At 66.4% G+C, this 22,462-nt stretch carries 18 protein-coding genes; 4 read left to right on the forward strand and 14 right to left on the reverse strand.

The genetic code is table 11. The annotated features are described in order from the left end of the window. Nucleotides 1-2: 2 nt before the first annotated feature. Together OEL49_RS00100 and OEL49_RS00105 are read right to left on the reverse strand one after the other, a co-directional pair. Complete coding sequence (locus OEL49_RS00100; RefSeq protein ID WP_152088973.1) at nt 3-593, reverse strand: DUF1415 domain-containing protein; 591 nt, start codon at nt 591-593, stop codon at nt 3-5. Nucleotides 594-737: 144 nt separating this feature from the next. Further along, nucleotides 738-2,576 carry a GspE/PulE family protein gene (locus OEL49_RS00105; protein ID WP_287873699.1) on the reverse strand — a complete coding sequence of 613 codons (1,839 nt, stop codon included), beginning with the start codon at nt 2,574-2,576 and terminating at the stop codon, nt 738-740. A gap of 100 nt (nt 2,577-2,676) precedes the next feature. Here OEL49_RS00105 and OEL49_RS00110 point away from each other — a divergent pair, with 100 nt between their 5' ends. The 4 genes from OEL49_RS00110 to OEL49_RS00125 all read left to right on the forward strand — a co-directional run bounded on the left by OEL49_RS00110 (nt 2,677) and on the right by OEL49_RS00125 (nt 6,541). Then, nucleotides 2,677-2,973, forward strand: a complete 297-nt coding sequence (locus tag OEL49_RS00110; RefSeq protein ID WP_287873700.1) for a hypothetical protein — start codon at nt 2,677-2,679, stop codon at nt 2,971-2,973. A 225-nt stretch (nt 2,974-3,198) separates the two neighbouring features. Then, a complete protein-coding gene (locus OEL49_RS00115; protein WP_287873701.1) occupies nt 3,199-4,065 on the forward strand; it encodes a phosphate/phosphite/phosphonate ABC transporter substrate-binding protein in 867 nt (288 codons plus the stop codon). Between the two features lie 4 nt (nt 4,066-4,069). Further along, complete coding sequence (locus OEL49_RS00120) at nt 4,070-5,500, forward strand: sensor histidine kinase (RefSeq protein WP_287873702.1); 1,431 nt, start codon at nt 4,070-4,072, stop codon at nt 5,498-5,500. A gap of 9 nt (nt 5,501-5,509) precedes the next feature. After that, the gene (locus tag OEL49_RS00125; RefSeq protein WP_130458733.1) at nt 5,510-6,541 is read left to right on the forward strand and encodes an HD-GYP domain-containing protein; all 1,032 of its coding nucleotides are present in this window, start codon (nt 5,510-5,512) and stop codon (nt 6,539-6,541) included. A gap of 72 nt (nt 6,542-6,613) precedes the next feature. On the opposite strand, the gene OEL49_RS00130 is transcribed toward OEL49_RS00125, so the two are convergent. The 12 genes from OEL49_RS00130 to OEL49_RS00185 form a co-directional block, all read right to left on the reverse strand. Then, on the reverse strand, nt 6,614-7,645 hold the full coding sequence (locus OEL49_RS00130) for an HD domain-containing phosphohydrolase (RefSeq protein ID WP_130458734.1): 1,032 nt from the start codon (nt 7,643-7,645) through the stop codon (nt 6,614-6,616). After that, entirely contained in the window at nt 7,642-10,143 is a 2,502-nt protein-coding gene (locus tag OEL49_RS00135) for a PAS domain S-box protein (protein ID WP_287873703.1), read from the reverse strand. Before OEL49_RS00135 ends, OEL49_RS00130 begins: the two co-directional genes overlap by 4 nt. 139 nt (nt 10,144-10,282) lie before the next feature. Continuing rightward, a complete protein-coding gene (gene htpG / locus OEL49_RS00140; protein ID WP_152088968.1) occupies nt 10,283-12,199 on the reverse strand; it encodes a molecular chaperone HtpG in 1,917 nt (638 codons plus the stop codon). A gap of 103 nt (nt 12,200-12,302) precedes the next feature. Next, nucleotides 12,303-14,909: a diguanylate cyclase gene (locus OEL49_RS00145; RefSeq protein WP_287873704.1), complete on the reverse strand. Its 2,607-nt coding sequence runs from the start codon at nt 14,907-14,909 to the stop codon at nt 12,303-12,305. 11 nt (nt 14,910-14,920) lie between these two features. Continuing rightward, nucleotides 14,921-15,478 carry a transcription elongation factor GreB gene (gene greB, locus OEL49_RS00150; RefSeq protein WP_014238020.1) on the reverse strand — a complete coding sequence of 186 codons (558 nt, stop codon included), beginning with the start codon at nt 15,476-15,478 and terminating at the stop codon, nt 14,921-14,923. A gap of 136 nt (nt 15,479-15,614) precedes the next feature. Continuing rightward, nucleotides 15,615-16,232 carry a [NiFe]-hydrogenase assembly chaperone HybE gene (gene hybE, locus OEL49_RS00155; protein WP_287873705.1) on the reverse strand — a complete coding sequence of 206 codons (618 nt, stop codon included), beginning with the start codon at nt 16,230-16,232 and terminating at the stop codon, nt 15,615-15,617. Nucleotides 16,233-16,236: 4 nt separating this feature from the next. Next, nucleotides 16,237-16,524: a HypC/HybG/HupF family hydrogenase formation chaperone gene (hypC, locus tag OEL49_RS00160; protein ID WP_014238022.1), complete on the reverse strand. Its 288-nt coding sequence runs from the start codon at nt 16,522-16,524 to the stop codon at nt 16,237-16,239. Continuing rightward, complete coding sequence (locus OEL49_RS00165) at nt 16,524-17,024, reverse strand: HyaD/HybD family hydrogenase maturation endopeptidase (RefSeq protein ID WP_287873707.1); 501 nt, start codon at nt 17,022-17,024, stop codon at nt 16,524-16,526. Before OEL49_RS00165 ends, hypC begins: the two co-directional genes overlap by 1 nt. A 128-nt stretch (nt 17,025-17,152) precedes the next feature. Next, nucleotides 17,153-18,865: a nickel-dependent hydrogenase large subunit gene (locus tag OEL49_RS00170; protein ID WP_014238024.1), complete on the reverse strand. Its 1,713-nt coding sequence runs from the start codon at nt 18,863-18,865 to the stop codon at nt 17,153-17,155. Nucleotides 18,866-18,886: 21 nt separating this feature from the next. After that, on the reverse strand, nt 18,887-20,044 hold the full coding sequence (gene hybB / locus OEL49_RS00175; protein WP_014238025.1) for a Ni/Fe-hydrogenase cytochrome b subunit: 1,158 nt from the start codon (nt 20,042-20,044) through the stop codon (nt 18,887-18,889). A gap of 13 nt (nt 20,045-20,057) precedes the next feature. Then, nucleotides 20,058-21,032: a hydrogenase 2 operon protein HybA gene (gene hybA, locus OEL49_RS00180; RefSeq protein WP_014238026.1), complete on the reverse strand. Its 975-nt coding sequence runs from the start codon at nt 21,030-21,032 to the stop codon at nt 20,058-20,060. Nucleotides 21,033-21,034: 2 nt separating this feature from the next. Then, entirely contained in the window at nt 21,035-22,216 is a 1,182-nt protein-coding gene (locus OEL49_RS00185; RefSeq protein ID WP_014238027.1) for a hydrogenase small subunit, read from the reverse strand. Between the last annotated feature and the right edge of the window lie 246 nt (nt 22,217-22,462).

Below are 22,462 nucleotides of genomic sequence, written 5' to 3' on the forward strand. Positions count from 1 at the left end.
GCTTACTCCTGGCCCGGCTCCTCCTGCAACAGCTTGCGCCAGCCCTCGTGACCGAGACGGCGCACGGTGGCGATGTTGCGTTCGTAGATGCTCTCCGGATCGGGGAAAGCGGCCACGGCCCGGTCGATGCTGGCCTCCCGCAGCAGGTGCAGGGTCGGATAGGGGGAACGGTTGGTGACGTTGTCGATGTCGTCCGCCTCGCTGCCGGCGAACTCGTAATCCGGATGCAGGCTGGCCACCTGGTACACGCCCTCGTAGCCCAGGTTGCGGATGAGGGCCTCCACCTCCTGCAGGAAGAAGTGGTAGTCGAGAAAGTCGGTGAGCACGTCCGGATGGATCAGCAGGGTGGTGTCGAGCAGGGCCGGGTCGGTCTCGCTCAGCAGGGTGAACTCCCGCTCCAGTTCTGCCAGCAGCTCGTCCGGCGTGGCGGCGGCGCTGAGGGCGTAGCGGATCTGCTTTTTCACATGCACCGACTTGGCGAAGGGGCACAGGTTGAGGCCGATGACGGCCCGCTCCAGCCAGCGCCGGGTGTCGGCGAGAATTTTCCCGGCCGCCTCGGCGTCGGGATAGGGGTGGAGAACCTCAGGCAGCATGGGCGTCTTTCGCGGAAAAGGGGGGGCGCCGGAAATGGCACGGGAATGGGACGGGATGGGGCAGGCGGCGGAAGCTGGACGCCCCGGCCACGGAGATGAATGGATGCCGCCGACCGCAGCTGGGCCGGAGAACCGCGCGGAGCCTCAGCCCTGGCTGGCCGGGGGCGCCACCTTGATCACCTCTTCCAGGGTGGTGAGGCCGGCGGCCACCTTCATGGCGCCGGAAATGCGCAGGGGCTTCATGCCTTCCCGGTAGGCCTGCTCCCGCACCTTGGCCACGTCGGTGGTGGTGGTCACCAGCTTTTTCACTTCGGGGGACATCAGCAGCAGCTCGTACAGGCCCATGCGGCCCATGTAGCCGGTCATGCGGCACTCCAGGCAGCCCACGGGCTGGTAGATCTGGGCCGGACGCTTGGATTTCCAGGGCGCCACCAGGCTGTCCCAGATTTCCTCGTCCTCCCGCCGCAGGTCCACCGGCTTCTTGCAGTGGGGGCAGAGGGTGCGCACCAGGCGCTGGGCCATGACCCCGAGCATGGTGGCGTTGATCAGATAGGGCGCCATGCCCAGGTCCAGCAGGCGGGAAATGGCGGAAGGTGCGTCGTTGGTGTGCAGGGTGGACAGCACCAGGTGGCCGGTGAGGGCCGCCTGGATGGCCATGTCGGCGGTTTCCCCGTCGCGGATTTCGCCGATCATGATGATGTCCGGGTCCTGGCGCATGAGGGCGCGCACCCCGTCGGCAAAGCCCAGGTCGATGTTCTGGGAGACCTGCATCTGGTTGAAGGACTGCTCCACCATTTCGATGGGGTCCTCGATGGTGCACACGTTCACTTCCGGCGTCGCCAGCTGCTTCAGGGTGGAATACAGGGTGGTGGTCTTGCCCGAGCCGGTGGGGCCGGTCACCAGGATGATGCCGTTGGGCTGGCTGGTCATGAACTGCCAGCGGCTCTTGTCCTCCTCGCCAAAGCCCAGTTCGGCGAAGTCCCGCACCAGCACCTCCGGGTCGAAGATGCGCATCACCAGCTTCTCGCCGAAGGCGGTGGGCAGGGTGGACAGGCGCAGCTCCACCTCCTGGCCGCCGGCGGTGCGGGTCTTGATGCGGCCGTCCTGGGGGCGCCGCTTCTCGATCACGTCCATGCGGCCGAGGAGCTTGATGCGGCTGGTCATGGCGGCCATCACCGCCATCGGGATCTGGTACACCTGGTGCAGCACCCCGTCGATGCGGAAGCGCACGATGCCCAGCTCGCGCCGGGGCTCGATGTGGATGTCCGAGGCCCGCTGCTCGAAGGCGTACTGCCACAGCCAGTCCACGATATGGACGATGTGCTGGTCGTTGGCGTCGAACTGGCGGTTGGTCTTGCCCAGCTCCACCAGCTGCTCGAAGGAGGAGAGGCCGCTGACCTCGCCGCCCCCGGCCGCCGCCTTCTTCACCGAGCGGGCCAGGTTGTAGAACTCCACCAGATAGCGGGCGATGTCCTGGGGATTGGCCACCACCCGGCGGATGTCCTTGCGCAGGATGGGCTTGAGCTCCTTCTCCCACTCCCGCAGGAAGGGCTCGGCGGTGGCGATGATCACCTCCCGCGTGGTCACCTGGATGGGCAGGATCTTGAAGCGGCCGGCATAGGTGTTGGAGACCACCTCGGTGACGGCGGAGAAGTCGATCTTGAGGGGGTCGATGTGCAGGTAGTCGAGGCCCACCTTGGCCGCCAGCCACTCGGTCAGGGTTTCCAGGATCAGGGGCTTGTGGGGCGGGACCAGGGACTTCCAGTTCTGGTCGGCGATCACCACCAGGGGATGGACGTCGCCCCGGTGATAGCGCCGCTCCTTGACCAGGCCGTCGGCCACCACTGCATCCACCATGCCGTCCTCCACCAGCAGCTTGACCAGTTCCCCCAGGGTCAGGCGATGCTCGGCGACGGTGGCTTTGGCGGAAGTGGTGCTGGCGGAAGTGGAGGCTGGCATGGCGGCGGAAAATGTCGGAAACATGGGGCGGAACTGATCCGCACTATAAACGAATCCCGCGCCGCCCGGGGGCGCGGCAAGGGCGCTATACTCAGGCCATACGCATTTTTACATTGGACCGACCATGAAAGCCCCGGCCACTGCCCTGCTCCTGCTGACCTTCCTCTGCGCCCAGGCAGCCGTGTCGGCCCCGGCCGAGCGGAGTCCGGCCGGCAAGGCCCCGGCGGCAGCCCCTGCCCCGCTCCAGGCCGACTGCAGCAAGAGCCGCCAGCCCCAGCGCTGCGAAGCCATGCAGAAGGCCCAGGCGGCCTGCCAGGACAAGTTCGGCCCCGAGCTGCGGGACTGCATCAACCGCCATACCAGCAGCCATCCCAACAGCCACCCCGGCGCCAAGAAGGCCGCCAAACAGCCCGCCAAATAAGGCTGCCGCCCGGCCCCGGGCCACCGCCCGGAGCCCTTCTCCAGCCTGGCCCGCCGCCCTTCGCCATTGAAACCCTACTCTTAATAGGGGATACTGGCGCTCCCCCGTTTGCCCCTCCGCCGCCCCCAGGGGACGGCAACGCCACTCCGCCCCCGCAGCTTCCGGATAGAGCGTGCGCAGCGGACAACGGGACTTCCGGCACTCATCACCCGAGGAGGAACCACCATGGGACCGCTGCTCCGGCGCCTGTCCGGCCTGCTGTGGGCAGGCCTGCTGATGCTCCCCCTCGCGGCCCCTGCCGCCCCCGCCACCGCAAAGGCCACCGCCGGCAAGCCGGCGGAGCGGGTCTACACCCTGGGGGTGACGCCCCAGTTCGAGCGGCGCCAGCTCTTCGCCATCTGGAAGCCCATCCTCATCGAGCTGGAAAAGCGCACCGGGCTGCGCTTCGACCTGGCCATCATGCCCGACATCCCCAGCTTCGAGCGCCAGTACAATGCCGGCGCCTTCGATTTCGCCTACATGAATCCCTACCTGATGGTGGCCAACCCGGCCGGCTACATTCCCCTGGTGCGGGACGAGACGCCGGTCACCGGCATCCTGGTGGTGGCCAGGGACAGCCCCTTCCGCACCCCGGCCGACCTGGAAGGCAAGGAAATCGCCTTCCCCGCCCCCAACGCCATCGGCGCCAGCCTGCTCATCCGGGCCGAACTGGTGCGCAAGTACAAGGTCAATTTCACGCCCCGCTACGTCAATTCCCACACCGCCGTCTATCTCTCGGTGACCCAGGGCCTGGCCAGCGCCGGCGGCGGCGTGCAGAAGACCCTCAACGAACAGAAACCGGAAGTGCAGGAACGCCTGCGGGTGCTGTACCGCACCGCTGCCTTCGCCGCCCACCCCATCGCCGCCCATCCCCGGGTCGATGGGGCCGTGCGCGAGCAGGTGCGCAGCGCCCTCCTGGACTTCGCCGCCACCCCGGCGGGCAAGGCCCTGCTGCAGGAAATCCCCCTGGCCCGCATGGTGCCCACCGCCATGAAGGACTACCAGCCCCTGAAGGACCTGGGCCTGGAAGACTTCTTCGTCCCGGAACGCTGAACCCATGACCCTGCGCCTCAAGCTGCTGCTGCCCCTGGCCCTGGTGTGGACCGCCTTCATCGCCTATCTCTACGGCATCTGGCTGCCCGACTCGGTGCGTTACCAGATCGCCGTCTTCGAGCGGCAGCAGGAGCGGGAAATGCACAACCTGACGGAAAGCCTGCTGCCCCTGGTGGTGGCCCGGCAACTGGGGGACATCCACGACACCCTGGATTCCCTGCGCCAGGAGAACCCGGAATGGGTCGAGGTGGTGCTGCAGGACCACGAAGGGCGCCAGCTCTACCCCCTGGCCGGCACTCCCGTCCCGCCGGCCGGCCCCGACGAGCAGCTGCACACCCAGCAGCTGAACCTGGCCAACGACAGCGTCGGCAGCCTGCGCATCCGGATCAGCCACCGGGCCCTGCTGGAAAGCGTGGCCCAGTCCCAGAAGACCCTCTTCGCCCTGCTCGCCTCGGTGCTGCTGGGAGCCTTCCTGGCCCTGGGCGTGGTGCTCGACGCCACGGTGCGGCGCCCGGTCAACCGCCTCATGACTGCCGCCCGGGAACTGGCCGAGGGCCGCTTCGACGCCCACCTGCCCCCCGGCGGCAAGGACGAGATCGGCACCCTGGTCAATACCTTCGCCGCCATGCGCGACCAGGTCCAGGCCACCCAGCAGAGCCTGCGCCAGCTCAACGAGCACCTGGAACAGCGGGTGCAGGAGGAACTGGCGAAGAACCGGGAGAAGGACCACATGCTGATCCAGCAATCCCGCCTGGCGGCCATGGGCGAGATGGTGCACAACATCGCCCACCAGTGGCGCCAGCCCCTCAACGCCCTCTCCCTGCTGGTGCGCAACATCAAGGACGACTATGACTTTCAGGCCCTCACCCCGGAAGTCATGGACCGCTCGGTGGCCGACGCCCAGCGCCTGCTGGGGCGCATGTCCACCACCATCGACGATTTCCGCGACTTCTTCCGTCCGGAAAAGGAGATGACCCAGTTCGACGTCAGCCATGCCGTGGAAGAGGCGGTGTTCATCATGCAGGGCACCCTGAAGAGCCACGGCATCGAACTGGTGGAAAAACTGGACCCCGGCGTCGAGGCCGAAGGCTTCCCCTCCCAGTTCGCCCAGGCGGTGCTCAACATCCTGGCCAATGCCAAGGAAGAAATCCTGGCGCGCAAGGTCGCCGCCGGCCGCATCGAGATCGAACTGCAGCGCCAGGGCGAAACCATCCTCCTGCGGGTCAGCGACAACGCCGGCGGCATCGCCCCGGAGATCCTGCCGAAAATCTTCGACCCCTACTTCACCACCAAGGACAAGGGCAGCGGCATCGGTCTGTACATGGCCAAGACCATCATCGAACACAATATGAACGGCAGCATCAGCGCCGCCAACCTGGCTGACGGCGCCTGTTTCACCCTGACCGTGCCGGTGCGCCAGCCGAAAAAGAATTAGAATACGCTCATGGACTCCCATACCCCGCCCGGCCTCGATCTGAACTTCCTGCAAGGCCTGCGCCTGCTCTACGTGGAAGATGAAGACGAGGTGCGGGAACTGCTCTCCCGCTTCCTCGGCCGCCGCGTCGGCACCCTGGAGGTGGCCGTCAATGGCAGGGAAGGCCTGGAAGCCTTCCTCAAGGGCGAGTACGACGTGGTGGTGACCGACATCAAGATGCCGGAAATGGATGGCCTGGAAATGGCCTCCAGGATTCGCGCCACGGGCCATGCGGTGCCCATCATCGTGGTCACCGCCTACAGCGACCGGGATTACCTGCTGCGCTCCATCGACCTGGGGGTGGACCGCTACGTCACCAAGCCCATCGACCCGGATGCCCTGCTCACCGCCATCCACGACGCAGTCATGGTGCGCACCCAGCAGAAGGCCCTGCTGGCGGCGGAAACCCGTATTGCCGACATCCTGCAGCAGACGGTGATGGCCTTGGCCCGTGCCATCGAGATGAGGGACCCCTACACCGACGGCCACCAGAAGCGGGTTTCAGCCCTGGCGGCAGCCATCGCCAAGGAAATGGGGCTGGCGCGGGAGGTGGTGGAAGGGGTGCGTTTCGGCGCCCTGATCCACGACATCGGCTCCATCCGCATCCCCAGCGAAATCCTGTGCAAGCCGGGCAAGCTCAAGCCCATCGAGTTCGAGATCATCAAGAACCACTCCCAGGCCGGCTACGAGCTGCTCAAGGATGTGGATTTCCCCTGGCCCATCGCCGAGATGGTGCGCCAGCACCACGAGCGCCTGAACGGCTCCGGCTATCCCCAGGGCCTCAAGGGTGAGGCCATCCTGCTGGAAGCCCGCATCCTGGCCGTGGCCGATGTGGTGGAGGCCATGAGTTCCCACCGTCCCTACCGCCCCGCCCTGGGGCTGGAGCAGGCCCTGGCCGAACTGGAAAGCGGCGCCGGCCAGCTTTACGATGCCGAAGTGGTAAACGCCTGCGTGCGCCTCATGCGGCGGCGGCCCGATCTGCTGCCGGAGCAGGGGCTGTAAGCCAGCCTGCCGGGGGCCGAGCCTGAGCCCTCCCCGTCCTTTCCCGTTGTTCCCGGTGTTATGCGGCCGCTCTCAGGCGGCCGTCCCCACGTAGCGTTCCGGATTGCTCTCCAGCACCGCCAGACAGGCATCCACCGCAGCCCCGTCGTAGAGGGTGCCCCGGTGTTGGCGGATTTCCTCCTTCGCCGCTTCCAGACCCAGGGCCGCCCGGTAGGGACGGTCCGAACTCATGGCTTCCACCACGTCGGCCACGGCGATGATGCGGGCCTCCAGGGAAATCTCGTCCCCTTTCAGGCCCTGGGGATAGCCGGAGCCGTCCAGGCGCTCGTGGTGCTGACGCACCATCTGGGCGATGGGCCAGGGGAAGGTGGCGTCGCCAAGGATCTCGTAGCCCGCTTCCACATGGGCCTTGATCAGGGCGAACTCGTCCGGCGAGGGTCGCCGCGGCATGCTGAGGAACTCGGCCGGCACCTGGATCTTGCCGATGTCGTGGATCGACGCCCCCACCCGGATGCCCGCCACCTGGGCGGCCGGCAGGCCCATGCGTTCGGCGATGGCCCCGGCCAGCTGGGAGACCCGCTTCTGGTGGCCGTCGGTGTACGGGTCCCGCACTTCGATGGCCCGCGCCAGCACCGCCACCACCTGGTTCAGGGCCTCGGTGGTTTCCTCCCGGGCCCGCTCGATTTCCCGCTGGTGGAAATGCATCTTGGCGCTGCGGCTGACCGCCTCCATGAGCAGGAAAGGGTCCACCGGCTTGGTGATGTAGCGGTCGATGCCGATCTCGATGGCCCGCACGAAATAGTCCATCTCGTTGTAGGCGGTGATGACGATCACCGGCACTTCCCGCTGGATGTCCTTGATGGCGGCGGCCATGGAGAGGCCGTCCATGACCGGCATGCGCACGTCGGTGACGACGATGTCGTAGCCGCCGTGCTGACGGAACAGTTCCAGCCCTTCCTGGCCGTTGGCCGCCACGTCCACCTTGGCAAAACGGCGGGAGAGGAAGCGGGTCAGTTCCCGGCGCACCTCTTCCTCGTCTTCGACGTAAAGCAGGCTGAGGGTGCGCAGGAATTCCGCGTCTTGGTCTTTTTCGAGGGCGTTCATTGCATTGGGGCCGTGGGCGGAAGGGTGTACAAAGGCACGGTGAGGACGAAGCGGGCGCCTTCGGCGGTGTTTTCAGCCCTTATTTTACCGTGCATGCTGCGCTCCAGTATCATTTTGGTCATATACAGGCCGATGCCGCTGCCCTGCTCCTTGGTGGTGAAATAGGGCTCGAAAATGTGCCCCAGGACGTTGCCGGGGATACCGCCGGCGTTGTCCTCCACCGTCACTTCCACCTGGCCGTCGCAACGGCTGACCTGCAGGCGGATGCGGGCCGGGCGCACATGGCGCTCCTGCAGCACCTCCTTGGCGTTGGCCAGGACGTTGAGCACGGCCTGGGAGAACTGGCCGTGGAAGCCCCAGGCCCGCAGGTCCGGCTCGATGGCCCGTTCCAGGGCGATATCGTTGTTCTTCAGGGAGGCCTCCATGATGAAGGCCGCATCCTCCACCGCCGCCCCCAGGTCGAAGTCCGCCGGGTCCCGGTCGGGACGGAAGAAATTGCGGAAATCGTCGATGGTGGTGGACATGCGCTGCAGCAGCTTCAGGGCCCGGCCCACGCTTTCGTCCAGGGCCGCCGCATCCAGCTGGCCAAACGCGAAGTCGTCGCGGATGTTGGCGATCACCAGGCCCAGGGCGTTGAGGGGCTGGCGCCACTGGTGGGCGATGTTGTGCACCATCTCGCCCATGGCCGCCAGGCGGGACTGCTGGATCAGCAGCTGGTCCTTTTCCCGGTTGCTCGCCAGTTCCTCCTGCACCCGGGCCTCCAGGCGGCTGTTGAGGGCCTGCAGTTCCGCTTCCAGGGTCTTGCGCTCGGTCACGTCCCGGTTGCTCACCCGCCGCCCCAGGGCCTCCCCCTCCTCTCCCACCACCGCCTGGCAGCCGTGGGCAATCCAGCGCACCTGCCCGTCCCGGCGCACGATGCGGAAGTCCACCATGTGCTCGTGATGGAAGACTGCCTGGTTGAGGTGTTCCTGGAACTCCTGCCGGTCGTCGGGGTGGACGATCTGCTGCAGCAGGGAAGGATCGTCGGCAAAGGCCTGGACGCCGTAACCGGTGATGCGTTCCACCGAGGGGGTCATGTAGACGATGCGGCCGTCGGCCCCCTGCCAGTATTCCCAGTCGTAGGTGAAGTCGGCCATGGTGCGGAAGTTCCGCTCGCTTTGCCGCAGGCTGTCTTCGGCCCGCCGCTTCTCGCCCACGTCCTCGACGATGCCGATGCCGCCGATGATGGCGCCGCTGGCATCGCGCAGGGGATTGGCGCGGAAGGATATCCACACGTCGATATGACTGAGGGTGGTGCGGTAGCTGCCGTCGTAGGTGCCGTCCTCCCCGGCCAGGGCCTGGCGCATGGCCGGCAGCACCGACTGGTCCCGCAGGCGCTGCAGATCCAGGCCCTGCAAGGCCTGCACCGTGCTGCCCACCATGGCGGCAAAACGCTCGTTGCAGAAGGTCAGACAGAGGCGGGAATCGAAGTGGATGACGCCCACCGGCAGGTTTTCCAGCAGCAGGCGGTAACGTCCCTCCGTTTCGGCCAGGGCCCGCAGGGCCGACTCCTCCTGCCGTTCGCCGCGCCGGTTGATCACCAGCAGGCCCAGCACCACCGCCGCCAATAGCAGGCTGCCGGCACTGTAGTAGTAGAGCTTGCTGCGCCAGTTGCTGAGGTAGTCCTCCGGCGCCATGCCGGCAAAGACGTAGAGCGGATACTCGCCCACCTTGCGGATGCTCACCAGCCGTTCCACCTGGTCCGTGCCGCTGCGGATCTTCATCAGGATTTCCCGGTCGCCCCGGGCCATGTAGGGCTGGGCCGGATGGGATTCCACCGGCTGGCCGATACGGTCGTCCCGGGCCGGGAAGCGCATCAGCATGCGGGCATGGGTGTCGCGGATGGAGACATTGCCGTGGGGCCCCAGATCCAGGCTCTGGTAGAAGGGGGCAAAGGATTCAGGCAGGAAGGTGGCCACCACCACCCCGGCGAAACTGCCGTCCGCATTGTTGAGGCGGCGGCTCACCGCCAGGGTCCACTTGCCCGTGGTGCGGCCCAGCACCGGCTCGGCGATCACCAGGCCCGCCTCCGGGTTCTGCACGTGGGCGGTGAAATGGCTGCGGTCCGCCATGTTGTAGGGCGGCAGGGGACTGAGGGAGCTGTAGAGGAAATCCCCCTTCACATTGACCAGGTGCAGGCCATGGACCTCGGGCACGATCTCCCGCTTGGTCCGCAGCAGCCGCTCCAGCTCCTCGCCCCGGGCGCCACGCTGGGCCTGGGAACGGGCCATGTCCTCGGGGGTGACGTGGCCCTGCACGTCCTGCAGGATCTGGTCGATGTTGCGGATGCGGGCTGCGGTGTGCAGCTCCATGAGGTGGCCCAGGTTGCCCACCTCGACCCGGGCCCGCTCCTCCAGACCGTCGTAGTCGCTCTTCAGGCTGACGCCGACCAGGATGAAAAAACCCAGGAGACCGGACAGGCCGGCCATCAGGGGGAGGCGGGAATGGCGGAATTTCATGGCGGTCTTTGTTATATCCACGTACGGCGCGTGGTTTCTTTCCGCCATGCTAAGCCCTCGCCGGCGGAAATGCCAGAAATACGAAGGGCGGGAAAGCGGCCATGCCGCCTCCCCGCCCTCGCCTGCCCTGGCGGAGGACTTACTTGCCGCCCAGGGACAGGGCCAGCATCAGGTCGTTGATGCGCTTGACGAAGCCGGCCGGGTCTTCCAGCTGACCGCCTTCGGCCAGCTGGGCCTGTTCGAAGAGCAGGTTGGCCCAGTCGTCGAAGCGGGCTTCCTCATACTTCAGGCGCTGCACCGCGGGATGGTGGGGGTTGATCTCCAGGATGGGTTTGACCTCCGGTGCCTTCTGGCCGGCGGCCTTGAGCATGCGCGCCAGGTTGCCGGAAAGGTCATGCTCGTCGGAGACCAGGCAGGAGGGGGAATCGGTCAGGCGGTGGGTGATGCGCACGTCCTTGACCCGGGCCTCCAGGGCCTGCTTCACCTTGTCGGTGAGTTCCTTATACTCGCCGGCTTCCTTTTCCTGCTCCTTCTTCTCGGCCTCGTCCTCCAGCTTGCCCAGATCCAGGCCGCCCTTGGCCACGGACTGCAGCGGCTTACCGTCGAATTCGGTGAGGTGGCCCACCACCCATTCATCGACGCGGTCGGAGAGCAGCAGCACCTCGATGCCCTTCTTGCGGAAGATTTCCAGGTGGGGGCTGTTCTTGGCGGCGAGGAAGGTCTCGGCGGTGACGTAGTAGATCTTCTCCTGGCCTTCCTTCATGCGGGAGACGTAGTCGGCCAGGGAGACGTTCTGCTCGGTGGTGTCGTGGTGGGTGGAGGCGAAGCGCAGCAGCTTGGCGATGCGTTCCTTGTTGGCGAAGTCCTCGCCCACGCCTTCCTTCAGCACATTGCCGAATTCCTTCCAGAAGCCGGCGTACTTTTCCTTCTCGGCGGCGTCGTCGCTGTCGGCCATGCCTTCCAGCAGGGACAGCACCTTCTTCACGCAGCCGCCGCGGATGGTCTCGATGTCCTTGCTCTGCTGCAGGATTTCCCGGGAGACGTTGAGCGGCAGGTCGGCGGAATCCACCACCCCGCGCACGAAGCGCATGTAGAGCGGCATCAGCTGCTCGGCATCGTCCATGATGAAGACGCGCTTTACGTAGAGCTTGACGCCGTGACGGGCGTTGCGGTCCCACAGGTCGAAGGGGGCCCGGGCAGGGATGTAGAGCAGCTGGGTGTATTCCTGCTTGCCTTCCACCTTGGCGTGGATCCAGCCCAGGGGATTTTCGAAGTCGTGGGCGACGTGCTTGTAGAACTCCTGGTACTGCTCTTCCGTGATCTCGCTCTTGGGGCGGGCCCACAGGGCGTTGGCCTGGTTCACCGTCTCGTCTTCGTCGGTGGCGACCTGTTCCTTCTTCTCCTCGTCCCACTTCTCCGCCTTCATGACGATGGGCAGGGTGATGTGGTCGGAGTACTTGCGGATGATGGACTTCAGCTTCCAGGCGTTAAGGAAGTCGTCCTCGCCGTCCTTCAGGTGCAGGATCACGTCGGTGCCGCGGCCGGCCTTCTCCACCATTTCCACGGAGTAGTCACCGGCGCCTTCGGATTCCCATTTCACCGCCTGGTTGTGCTCCAGGCCGGCGCGACGGGAAATGACGGTGACCTTGTCGGCGACGATGAAGGCGGAGTAGAAGCCGACGCCGAACTGGCCGATGAGGTGGGCGTCCTTCTGGGCGTCGCCGGAGAGGGAGGCGAAGAATTCCTTGGTGCCGGACTTGGCGATGGTGCCCAGGTGGGCCACGGCTTCCTCCCGGGAGAGGCCGATGCCGTTGTCGGAAATGGTCAGGGTGCGGGCCGCCTTGTCGAAGGAGAGGCGGATTTTCAGCTCGGAATCGTCGCCGTAGAGGCCGTTGTTGTTGAGGGCCTCGAAGCGCAGCTTGTCGCAGGCATCGGAAGCGTTGGAGACGAGTTCGCGGAGGAAGATTTCCTTGTTGCTGTAGAGGGAATGGATCATCAGCTGCAGCAGCTGCTTGACCTCTGCCTGAAAGCCGAGGGTTTCCTTGGGTGCGCCCATGCAAGACTCCGTGGGTAAAAAGTGGGAACGAACGGTTGCCGCCGTGCCGGCCCGGGGGCCGGCGCGGTCGTTGCCCCGGAAAATGGGGACGGCAATCAGGATTTCAAGAGGGGATGTTGCCGGGGGCGGCGTAGAGCGCCAGATTGCGGCCGCTGCGCTTGGCTTCGTAGAGGGCGCCGTCGGCCCGGGCCAGCAGATGGTCGATGTTGGCATCCTGGGGCGCCAGGATGGTGGCGCCGATGCTCACGGTGATGCCCAACTCGACGCCTTCGGCCACCCGCACCTTTTCCTGGGCCACGGCCTGGCGCAGCCGCTCGGCGGCCTGCATGGCGCCCTGGCCGTCGGTTTCCGGCAGCATGACGGCGAATTCCTCGCCCCCCAGACGGCCGCAGATGTCGATGGCCCGCAGCTCCCGGGCGATGATGGCGGCGACGATCTTGAGGGCCACGTCCCCGGCCCCGTGGCCGTGGGTGTCGTTGATGCGCTTGAAGTGGTCCACGTCCAGCATCAGCACGGCCACGCTGCGTCCGAGGCGGCGGGCGCGAGTGATCTCCGCCTCCCCCTGGTCGAGGAAGCGGGAGCGGTTGTTGAGGCCGGTCAGGGTGTCCACGGTGGCCAGCCGGTGCAGGGAATCCATGGCCCGGTTGCGGTCGATGGCGATGGCGGCCTGGCGGCAGGCGTGCTCGATGACGTCCTTGTCGAAGCGGTTGGGACGCCGGCCCTGGCGGAAATAGAGGGACAGGGTGCCCAGCACTTCCTTGCCCGGGGAGACGATGGGGGTGGACCAGGCGGTCTTCAGCCCCAGGGCCGAGGCAAAGTCGCGGCAGTCCTGCCACTGTTCCGAATCGTCAATGTGCTCGGCGATGATCTGCTTGCCGGTGCGGATGGCGGCGGCACAGGCGCACACCGCGGGGTTTTCCGGGCAGTTCTGGCCCACGTCGCGGCAGGTGCGGCGCAGGCTGGGGGCGGAGCCCAGCACCAGGTGGCCGTTGTCCGGCTGCAGCAGGAGGACGGCGGCGAAGCAGTCGGAGATGAGGGACTCGACCCGGTTGCACAGGGCGTCCAGCACCACCTGCAGGGAGGCGTCGCTGGCGATCAGCTCCAGCACCTGGCGCTCGGCGGCCAGCAGCTGCTCGGCCTGCTTGCGCTCGGAAATGTCGGTGGAGCTGCCGATGAGCAGGCGCCGCCCGCCCAGGTCCACGCCCCGCTTGTAGGAGAGCAGGTAGCGCTCGCCCTTGGGCGTCAGGTGCTTCTCTTCCCGGCCCGTGACCTTCTTCGCCGCCAGGGCCTTGATGTCGTCCTGGCGCAGGCGGGAAGCCACGTCGGCCGGGTACAGCTCGAAATCGCTGCGCCCCACCACCTCGTGCTTGTCGTGGCCGACGAAGGCGGCGGCGGCCTCGTTCATGACCAGGTAGCGGCCGTCCTCGTCCTTGACGAAGACCATCACCGGCAGGGTGTCCAGGATCATCTCGGTCAGGCTGGACTGCTGCTCCAGGCGCTGGTGGCTTTCCTTGAGGTCGTCCCGGGCCCGCTTCTGCTCGGTCATGTCGGTGAACACGCAGACATAGTTGATGACCTGGCCGCCCTCCCCCTTGACCGAGGTGATGGTGAGGTTCTCCGGGTACAGCTCGCCGTTCTTGCGCCGGTTCCAGATTTCCCCGCTCCACACGCCGAAGGCCGCCAGGTCGGCGTAGAGCTGACGGTAGAAGTCGGCGTCGTGGAGGCCGGACTTGAGCAGGCGGGTATCGTGGCCCACCGCCTCCTCGGCGGAATAGCCGGTGATGGCGGAAAAGGCCGGGTTGATGGACTGGATGATCCGTTCCGCATTGACGATCATGATCGCCTGCTGGCTCGACTCGGCCACCTTGGAGGCCAGCAGCAGGGCGTGGCGGGACTGCTGCAGCCGCTGGCTCTGCTCCTGCAGGGCGGCCCGCAGCTCGGCCACGTATTCCTGCTCGACGCTGTCCAGGATGTCGGCGTAGGAGAGCAGGCCGGTGATGCGGCCGTGCTCGTCCATCACCCCCAGGTGGCGGATGCGCCGGTCGTTGAATATCTTGCGCGTGTGGTACAGGGTGGAACTGCGCGGCACGGTGATGAGGGGGAAGGTGGCCACCTCGCCGGCGCTGCAGTTGAGGGATTCCTGGCCGATCAGGCGCAGCACGTCGCGGCCGGTGAGGATGCCCAGATGGCCGTTGTGCTCCACGATGGCGGCGTCGCTGCGGGCCTCCCGCAGGCACTGCACCGCCTCGGCCACCGGCATGCTGCCGGGCACCTGCAGGGGGGCGCTCTTCAGCACCGAGCCCACGTCGCGCATGTGCACGTAGAACTCCACCCCCTGGTGGTTCACGATGTCGGTCTGGGAAACGATGCCCAGGCGCCGCCCGTCCCGGTCCACCACCAGCAGGTGGCGCAGGCGCTCCTGCTTGAAACGGATGGCGGCGTCGGCCACGGTGTCCGTTTCCCGCACGGTCTTCACCGGCGTGCTCATGACCCGGGAAACCGGCAGATGGATGGATTCGGGGTCGGAGAAATTCAGGGCCAGGGCGTCCCGTTCGGTCCAGATGCCCCGCACCTCCCCCAGCTCCACCACCAGGATGGAGCCGCAGCGGGCCTGGTGCATGCGCCCTGCCGCCTCCGCCACCGTGGTCTGGGGAGCGCATTCCAGCAGCTCGTGCCGCAGGATCTGGGAGATGGGCAGGTCGTAATGCATGATTTCTGTCTTTACTCGATGGCCAGGTAGCGGACTTCGACGATCTCGATCTCCCGCTGGCCCATGGGGCTCTGGAAGCGCACCGTATCCCCTTCCCTGGCCTTGATCAGGGCCCGGGCCAGGGGCGAGATCCAGCTGATGTGGCCCCGGGAGATATCGGTTTCATCCACCCCGACGATGGTGTAGGTCTGTTCCTGGCCCTGTTCGTCGGCGATGGTGACGGTGGCGCCGAAGAACACCTGGTCCGTGGCTTCCCGCAACAGGGGATCCACCACCAGGGAGTTGTCCAGGCGTTTGGTGAGAAAGCGGATGCGGCGGTCGATCTCCCGCAGGCGCTTCTTGCCGTAGATGTAGTCGCCGTTTTCCGAGCGGTCGCCGTTGGAGGCGGCCCAGTGCACCACCTCCACCACCTTCGGCCGTTCCACCTTGAGCAGATGCTCCAGTTCGGCCTTGAGACGGGCGTGGCCGACCGGCGTCATGTAGTTCTTGGTGCCGATCGGCAGGCGCTGGGCGGGCTCGAGTTCGTCCTCGTCCGCGTCGTCCGACTCTTTGGTGAAAGCCTTGCTCATGAAGGGAAATGCTCGGTGAGTGCTGCAGGATGCGAAATAATTCACGCACATGATAGTGCAAAAGCCTGCCGCCGTCCCTCAGCGTCAGGCCTGACGTGGCATTTGCGGCAGTCCCGGCCGGCGCCGGGAAGGGGCCTCAGGGGCGCCCCAGGATGCCCCGCAGGAAGCCCCGCCGCCCGTCATTGACGGCCGCGCTCTCGGCCGTGGCGGCCGCAGCGGCAGTGCCGGCAGCGGTGGCGGCCGGCGCACCTGCCTCGTTGCCGACGGTGGCAGCGGGGGTGGAGGCGGCCTCAGCCGGAGGCGGCGTCAGCAGGGCGTCCAGGGCTTCCCGGGCCGCCGCCAGGGCTTCGTCCTGGGTAGCGAACTGGGGCACCGGCGCCAGCAGCACGCAGTACTGCAGCGGGCCCAGGGCCTCGTCCTCGTCACCGATGAAATCCATGGTCCCGGCCGGCAGCTGCACCTGGCGGCGCAGGCCCTGGGCCAGGTCCTGCCACAGCTCGCCGCCACCGGGCAGCAGATAGACGTGAAGGAACCAGGGCGTCAGCACGATGCCGACCCAGTCGCCCTGAACGCGGGCGAAGGGCAGCGCCGCCACCGCCAGGGCCTCGTTGAGGAAAGGCATGCCGGCCATGGTGCCCTGGCGCACGCGCCGGAAGTGCTCCTCCAGCCGGGGTGCCGGGTCATCGGCCCAGGGCTTGCCTTCCCGGGCAGGGGGCGGCGTCCAGGCCGGTACGCGGGGGCGGAAGGAACTCATGCCCCTACTGCCGGTTGAGGTCGGCGAAGTGGCGGGCCGGGTCGTAGTCCCCTTCCAGGGATTCGGCCAGGGCCGCCAGGGCGTCCTCGATCAGCAGGCGCTCCTCTTCCTCCACCACTTCCTTGCCCAGTCCGAGGGAGGCCAGGATCCAGGTGCCGACGGGCTGGGGCCCGAGCAGCATCATGTTCACCCGCTCCCGGCGGAAGTGCTCGCCCTCGCCCCGCTCGACCCAGGCGAACTCGCCCTCCTCGCCTTCCAGCTCGACGATCTGCATGGGAATGGAGAGGCACATCAGGCGATCCCTTCAATGGCTTGGGGCACGACGCCGGCCTTGGCCAGCTCGGCCAGCACCAGTTCCAGCATTTCCGGCACCTTGGCTTCCGCCTCCGGCGTCAGGGCCATGCCCGTATCCAGGGAGACGGGCTGCAGACCGATGAGGGCCACCGCCTTGGGCGCCTTCTCGGTCAGTTCCAGGGCCGCCAGCAGGTCGGAGAGGCCGATCTGGTGGGGCGATATCTTGGTGCGGAAGAACTTGGGCACCTCGTCGCCCTGCAGCAGCACGACGGAACCGGGCGGCTGGCCGACCCGCACGGCGTCGGCGATGATGAGCTTGTCCAGGCCTTCCAGGGGCTCCAGCAGTTCCATGCCGGCGGTGCCGCCATCCAGCACCAGCACGTGCTCGGGCAGGGAGTAGCGCCGCTGCAGCTCGTCGACGATGCGCACGCCGATGCCCTCGTCGGTGAGGAGGATGTTGCCGACGCCAAGGACGGCGATGGTGGGGGTAGTAGTCATGGGCGGCACTTTAAACAATCCGGCCCCGGGCCGGTTTGAGGCAACGCAAGAAATGCTGCGGGATCAGCCGGGGCACCAAACAAAACGGCGGCACCACCGGCGCCGCCGCTTCCCGTCAAACCGGCGGCTCAGGCCGCCTTGACCTTCACCACCTGGTCGTTTTCCTTGTCCACCACATGCACGGCGCAGGCCAGGCAGGGGTCGAAGGAGTGCACGGTGCGCAGCACTTCCAGGGGCTTCTCGGGATCGGCCACCGGGTTGTCCAGCAGGCAGGCCTCGTAGGCGCCGGAAACGCCCTTTTCGTTACGCGGGCCGGCGTTCCAGGTGGTGGGCACGACGCACTGGTAGTTCTTGATCTTGCCGTCGTCGATCACCACCCAGTGGGAGAGCACGCCGCGGGGCGCTTCGTGGAAGCCGACGCCGGCGATCTCGCCCTTGGGGAAGGTGGGCTTGTTGTAGGTCTTGAGGTCGCCCTTGCCCATGTTGGCCAGGAGCAGGTCCCACTGATGGGCCAGTTCGTCCACCTGGACACAGGCCACCACGGCCCGGGAGGCATGGCGGCCGATGGTGGAGTGCATGGCATCCAGGCCGATCTTGGTCTTGGCCAGGGAAGAGACCGTGTCCAGGGCCAGGGTGGCGTACTTCTTGGTGGGCTCGTGGCCGGCGGCCAGCATGGCCAGCATGCGGGACAGGGGGCCGACCTGGGCGGGCTTGCCGTAGAAGGTGGGGGACTTCAGCCAGGAATACTTGCCCTCGTCCTGGAAGTCCGTGTAGTTCGGCGTGGTCTCGCCCTTGTAGGGGTGCAGGGTGGCGTTGTCGCCGTCCTTGTAGGAGTACCAGGCGTGCTTGACGGCCTCGGAGACGCCGGCCTCGAAGTACTTGTCGCCGAACTGGGTGATGGGCTTGAAGGTGCCGAGGTCGGCGTTCTGGATGTAGCCGCCGGGCAGGGCGAACTGGGTGCCCTTGCCGTCCAGGGGCAGGTCGGGCACGGACAGGTAGTCCACGATGCCGCGACCGATCTTGGTCCACTCGGGGTAATGGGCGCCGACCACGGCCACGTCGGGCAGGTACACCTGCTTGACGAACTCGTCCAGCTTTTCGATCCATTCCTTCACCGCCAGCAGGCGTTCCACCGTCAGCACGGACTGGGAATCCACCGCCAGGGGGTTGGCCACGCCGCCCACGGCCACGTTCTGGATGTGGGGGGACTTGGAACCGAGGACGGAAACGATCTTGGAGGCAAAGCGCTGGATTTCCAGGGCCTGCAGGTAGTGGGCCACGGCGATCAGGTTCACTTCCGGCGGCAGCTTCATGGCCGGGTGGCCCCAGTAGCCGTTGGTGAAAATGCCGAGCTGGCCGGTCTTGACGAAGCCGGCGATCTTTTCCTTGACCTTGCGGAACTCGTGCTTGCCGTTGCGGTTCCACGGCGAGAGGCTCTCGGCCAGGGCGGAAGCCTTGTCCGGGTCGGCCTGCAGGGCGGAGACCACGTCCACCCAGTCGAGGGCGGAGAGATGGTAGAAGTGCACGATGGAGTCGTGCAGGTTGTGGGCGGTGATGATCATGTTGCGGATGTACTGGGCATTCACCGGAATTTCCAGCTTCAGCGCATCTTCCACGGCCCGCACCGAACAGATGGCGTGGACGGTGGTGCACACGCCGCAGATGCGCTGGGTGATGGCCCAGGCGTCGCGGGGGTCGCGGCCGATGAGGATGTTCTCCACACCGCGCCACATCTGGCCGGAGGACCAGGCCTTGGTCACCTTGCCGCCATTCACTTCCACGTCCACCCGCAGGTGGCCTTCGATGCGGGTCACCGGATCGATCGTTACGCGCTTGGTCATTTTGGGTTTCTCCTTGAATTCTTAGTGTGCAGCGGCGTCTTCCGCGGCCAGGACCGGGAAGCGGCGGGTGATGACGATGTAGCCGAAGACCTCGATGGCGAACATGCCGAAGGTGACCAGCATTTCGGGGACGGAGGGGAAGTAGTGCCAGCCGTCGCCGGTCTCGTAGCCCACCAGGTAGGAATTGATGCGCAGCAGGACGCCGCCCAGCATCAGCAGCACGGCGCCGACGAAGAGTCGGGCCGGGTTGCGGCGGGAGGCTTCCTTGCCCAGCAGCGCCAGGGGAGCGATGAAGCAGGCCATCTCGAGCCAGAACATGAGGGCCTGCAGGCTGCCCTCGAAGGCCCGGGGCAAGGCGCCGCGGACCAGCAGGTCGCCCATCCGCACCACCAGGAACACCGCCAGCATGCCCAGCATGACCTTGGACAGGGGCGTCAGGATGTGGGTCTCCATCTGGCGGCGGAAGCCGGCGGCGGCCATGCAGGATTCAAAGAGAATCACGGCGTAGCCGATGGTGATAGCAGAAAGCAGGTAGATCAGGGGCAAAGCCATGGACTGCCACAGGGGATGCACCTGGGTGCCCATCACCACCAGCAGGGAGCCGAGGGAGGACTGGTGCATCATGGGCAGTACGGTGCCCAGGGCGATGAAGAAGAACATCACCTTGTTCAGCTTCTTGCGCTTCTCGTGCATGCCCCACTTTTCCATGAAGGTGGGGGAGAACTCGATCCACATCACCACGATGTAGAGGGAAATGCACAGGGCCACTTCGAACATCACCGAGTTGGCCGAGGCGTAGCCCGGGGTCAGGATGTGCCAGAAGTTCCACCAGCGGCCCAGGTCGAAGATGACGCCGACGCCGGCCAGGGTGTAGCCGAAGAGGGAGGCCAGCAGGGCCGGGCGTACCAGGGGATGGTATTCGCCCCTGTTGAAGATGTAGACCAGCATGGCCACGGAGAAGCCGCCACAGGCGAAGGCGGAACCGATGACCACGTCGCCCACCACCCACAGGCCCCAGGGGTAGCCGTCGTTGAGGTTGGTGACGGCGCCCAGGCCGAAGACGAAACGGACCAGGATGATGGCCAGGGCCACCACGATCAGGGTCGCCGCGGTGAGGGTCACCGGGGTCAGCAGCTTGCCGCCGACGGGGGTGGGTGCAGCGTGTTGTTGTGCAGACATTGCGATCTCTCCCTTACAGCTCGTCGTCGTCAGGCTTGACGTTGCGCTTGGCGAAATAGGTCATCACGCCGAGCACCGCCAGGGGCATCACCAGCCCGCCGTAGAGCGTGTGTTGCAGGGTTTCCGACTTGGAGGAGGCGGAACGCTCGGGCAGGGGCTTGTGGCCCACCTTCTCGAAGGGCACGGCGGACAGCTTGATCACCTGGGTGCCGCCCACTTCCTTCTCGCCATAGACGTGCTGCACGTAATGGCCCACCACGTTTTCGTAGCTCTGGTCCTTGCCCCCCAGCTGGCCGCGCTGGAACACGGTTTTGGTGCCGGGCTTGAGGGAGAGGCGGCGTTCGGCCTCGGCCTTGAGGTCCGACACCTTGCCGTAGAGGGTGGCGCCGGTGGGGCAGACCTCGGCACAGGCGGCGTACTTGCCTTCCGGCAGGCGGTGGCGGCACAGCTCGCACTTGCCGATCTTGCCGGTGGCGGAGGAGTAGTCGTACTTGGGAATGCCGAAGGGACAGGCGGCAACGCAGTAACGGCAGCCGATGCAGGCGTCGGCGTCGTAGCCGACGATGCCGGTGACCGGGTCCTTGGTCATGGCCGACACCGGGCAGGCCGAGACGCAGGAGGGATCGTTGCAGTGCAGGCAGGAGGTCTTCATGAAGGCGTAGCCGTTGTCCGGATCGTCCTTCGTCTCCATGGTGCCGCTGCGGAACATCTTGATGACGTTGAAGGTCTTGGCAGTGGTATCCAGGGGCGTATCCCACAGCTGTTCAGGCGTGGAGAACTCCGCCGGGTTGCCATTGACCTCCTTGCAGGCGGCGACGCAGGCCTTGCAGCCGACGCACAGGGTGGCGTCGTAGAGCAGGCCCAGGGCGCCCTCGGGCTGGGGATTGTTGTCCCGGGCGCAGGCCGGGCCACTCACCGAAACGGAGACCGCAGCCGCGGCTGCGCCCCCCGCCAGCGTCCCTTTCAGGAAATTGCGACGGGAAGTCATGGTCACACCTTCTCGGCGGGTTTCTGTTCGGAAGACTGCTTGGCCTTCTCGGCCTCCTCGGCGGCGTGGGAGAGACCCAGGTTCTTCGCCACCATGGCCCCGGCCCCGGCGGCGGCCCCGGCCACGGCAGCCAGCACGGCGGCGGCCCCGAGGGAGGCGCCCTTGCCCTGTTCCTCGACGATGCGCGGGAAGGAGGCGGGCGGGGCGTAGGTCATGACCTTGGCGGTCTGGTGGATGGGTTTCTGGAAGCCCACGCCCTGCTCCGTACAGCCGATGCAGGGGTGGCCGCAGGCCACGGGCCAGGTGCCGGCGCCGGCGTCGCCGAAGAGGATGGTGGGACAGTTGGCGTAGGTCTCGGGACCCTTGCAGCCCAGCTTGTACAGGCAGTAGCCCTTGCGGTGGCCCTCGTCGCCGAACTCCATGGCGAAGCGGCCGGCGTCGAAGTGGGCGCGGCGCTCGCAGTTCTCGTGCACCAGGCGGGAATAGGCGAACTTGGGACGGCCCAGCTCATCCACCGGCGGCAGCTGGCCGAAGGTGAGGAAGTGCACCACGGTGGAAAGGAAGTTGTAGGGGTTGGGCGGACAGCCGGGAATGGTCACCACCGGCTTGTCGATGATCTTGTTCACCCCCACGGCCCCGGTGGGGTTGGGGTCGGTGGAAGGCATGCCGCCCCAGGAGGCACAGGAGCCGATGGCGATGATGGCGGCGGCGTCGGTGGCGCATTCCTTGACGATGTCGATGGCGGTCTTGCCGCCCACCTTGCAGTAGATGCCGCCATCCTTGGTCGGGATGGCACCTTCCACCACCAGCAGGTACTGGCCCTTGTTGGCCTTCATGGCGGCCTGCTTGGCGGCCTCGATCTGGTGGCCGGCGGCGGCGAAGAGGGTCTCGTGGTAGTCGAGGGAGATGACGTCGAGAATCAGCTTCTCGATGGTGGGATGCTCGGCCCGCAGCATGGATTCGGTACAGCCGGTGCATTCCTGGAAGTGCAGCCAGATGACGGAGGGGCGCTTCTTCACCGCCACCGCCTCGGCCACCGCGGCCTCGGCCCCGGCCGGCAGGCCCAGGGTGGCGGCCATGGCCGTACAGAACTGGAGGAATTCCCGGCGGCCCATTTCCAGGCGCTTGGCCGCCTCGATGACGTGCTCGTGGATTTCCAGGGACTGGAGTTTTTGCTCTTGCATGGCCTCACCCTCGGTCTGTTGCCCCGTTCCCACGGGGCTATTTGCATGGTTGCGCGGGGATCGCCGCGCCCTTATTGGGGTGGGACGATTACAAGAACCGTGCCAGACAGGGCAAAACCATAACAATCAAGCAGCTACGGAACTCGCGTGAAATGGCGTTTCATAAAGTTGTAAACCTTGCGACGTAACAAAGCCGACACCTGGAAACTTTCTTTCCACTCTGCAAAGATGACAGATGCAAACAGT

Source organism: Azospira sp., from assembly GCF_030247495.1.
GTDB lineage: Bacteria > Pseudomonadota > Gammaproteobacteria > Burkholderiales > Rhodocyclaceae > Azospira > Azospira oryzae.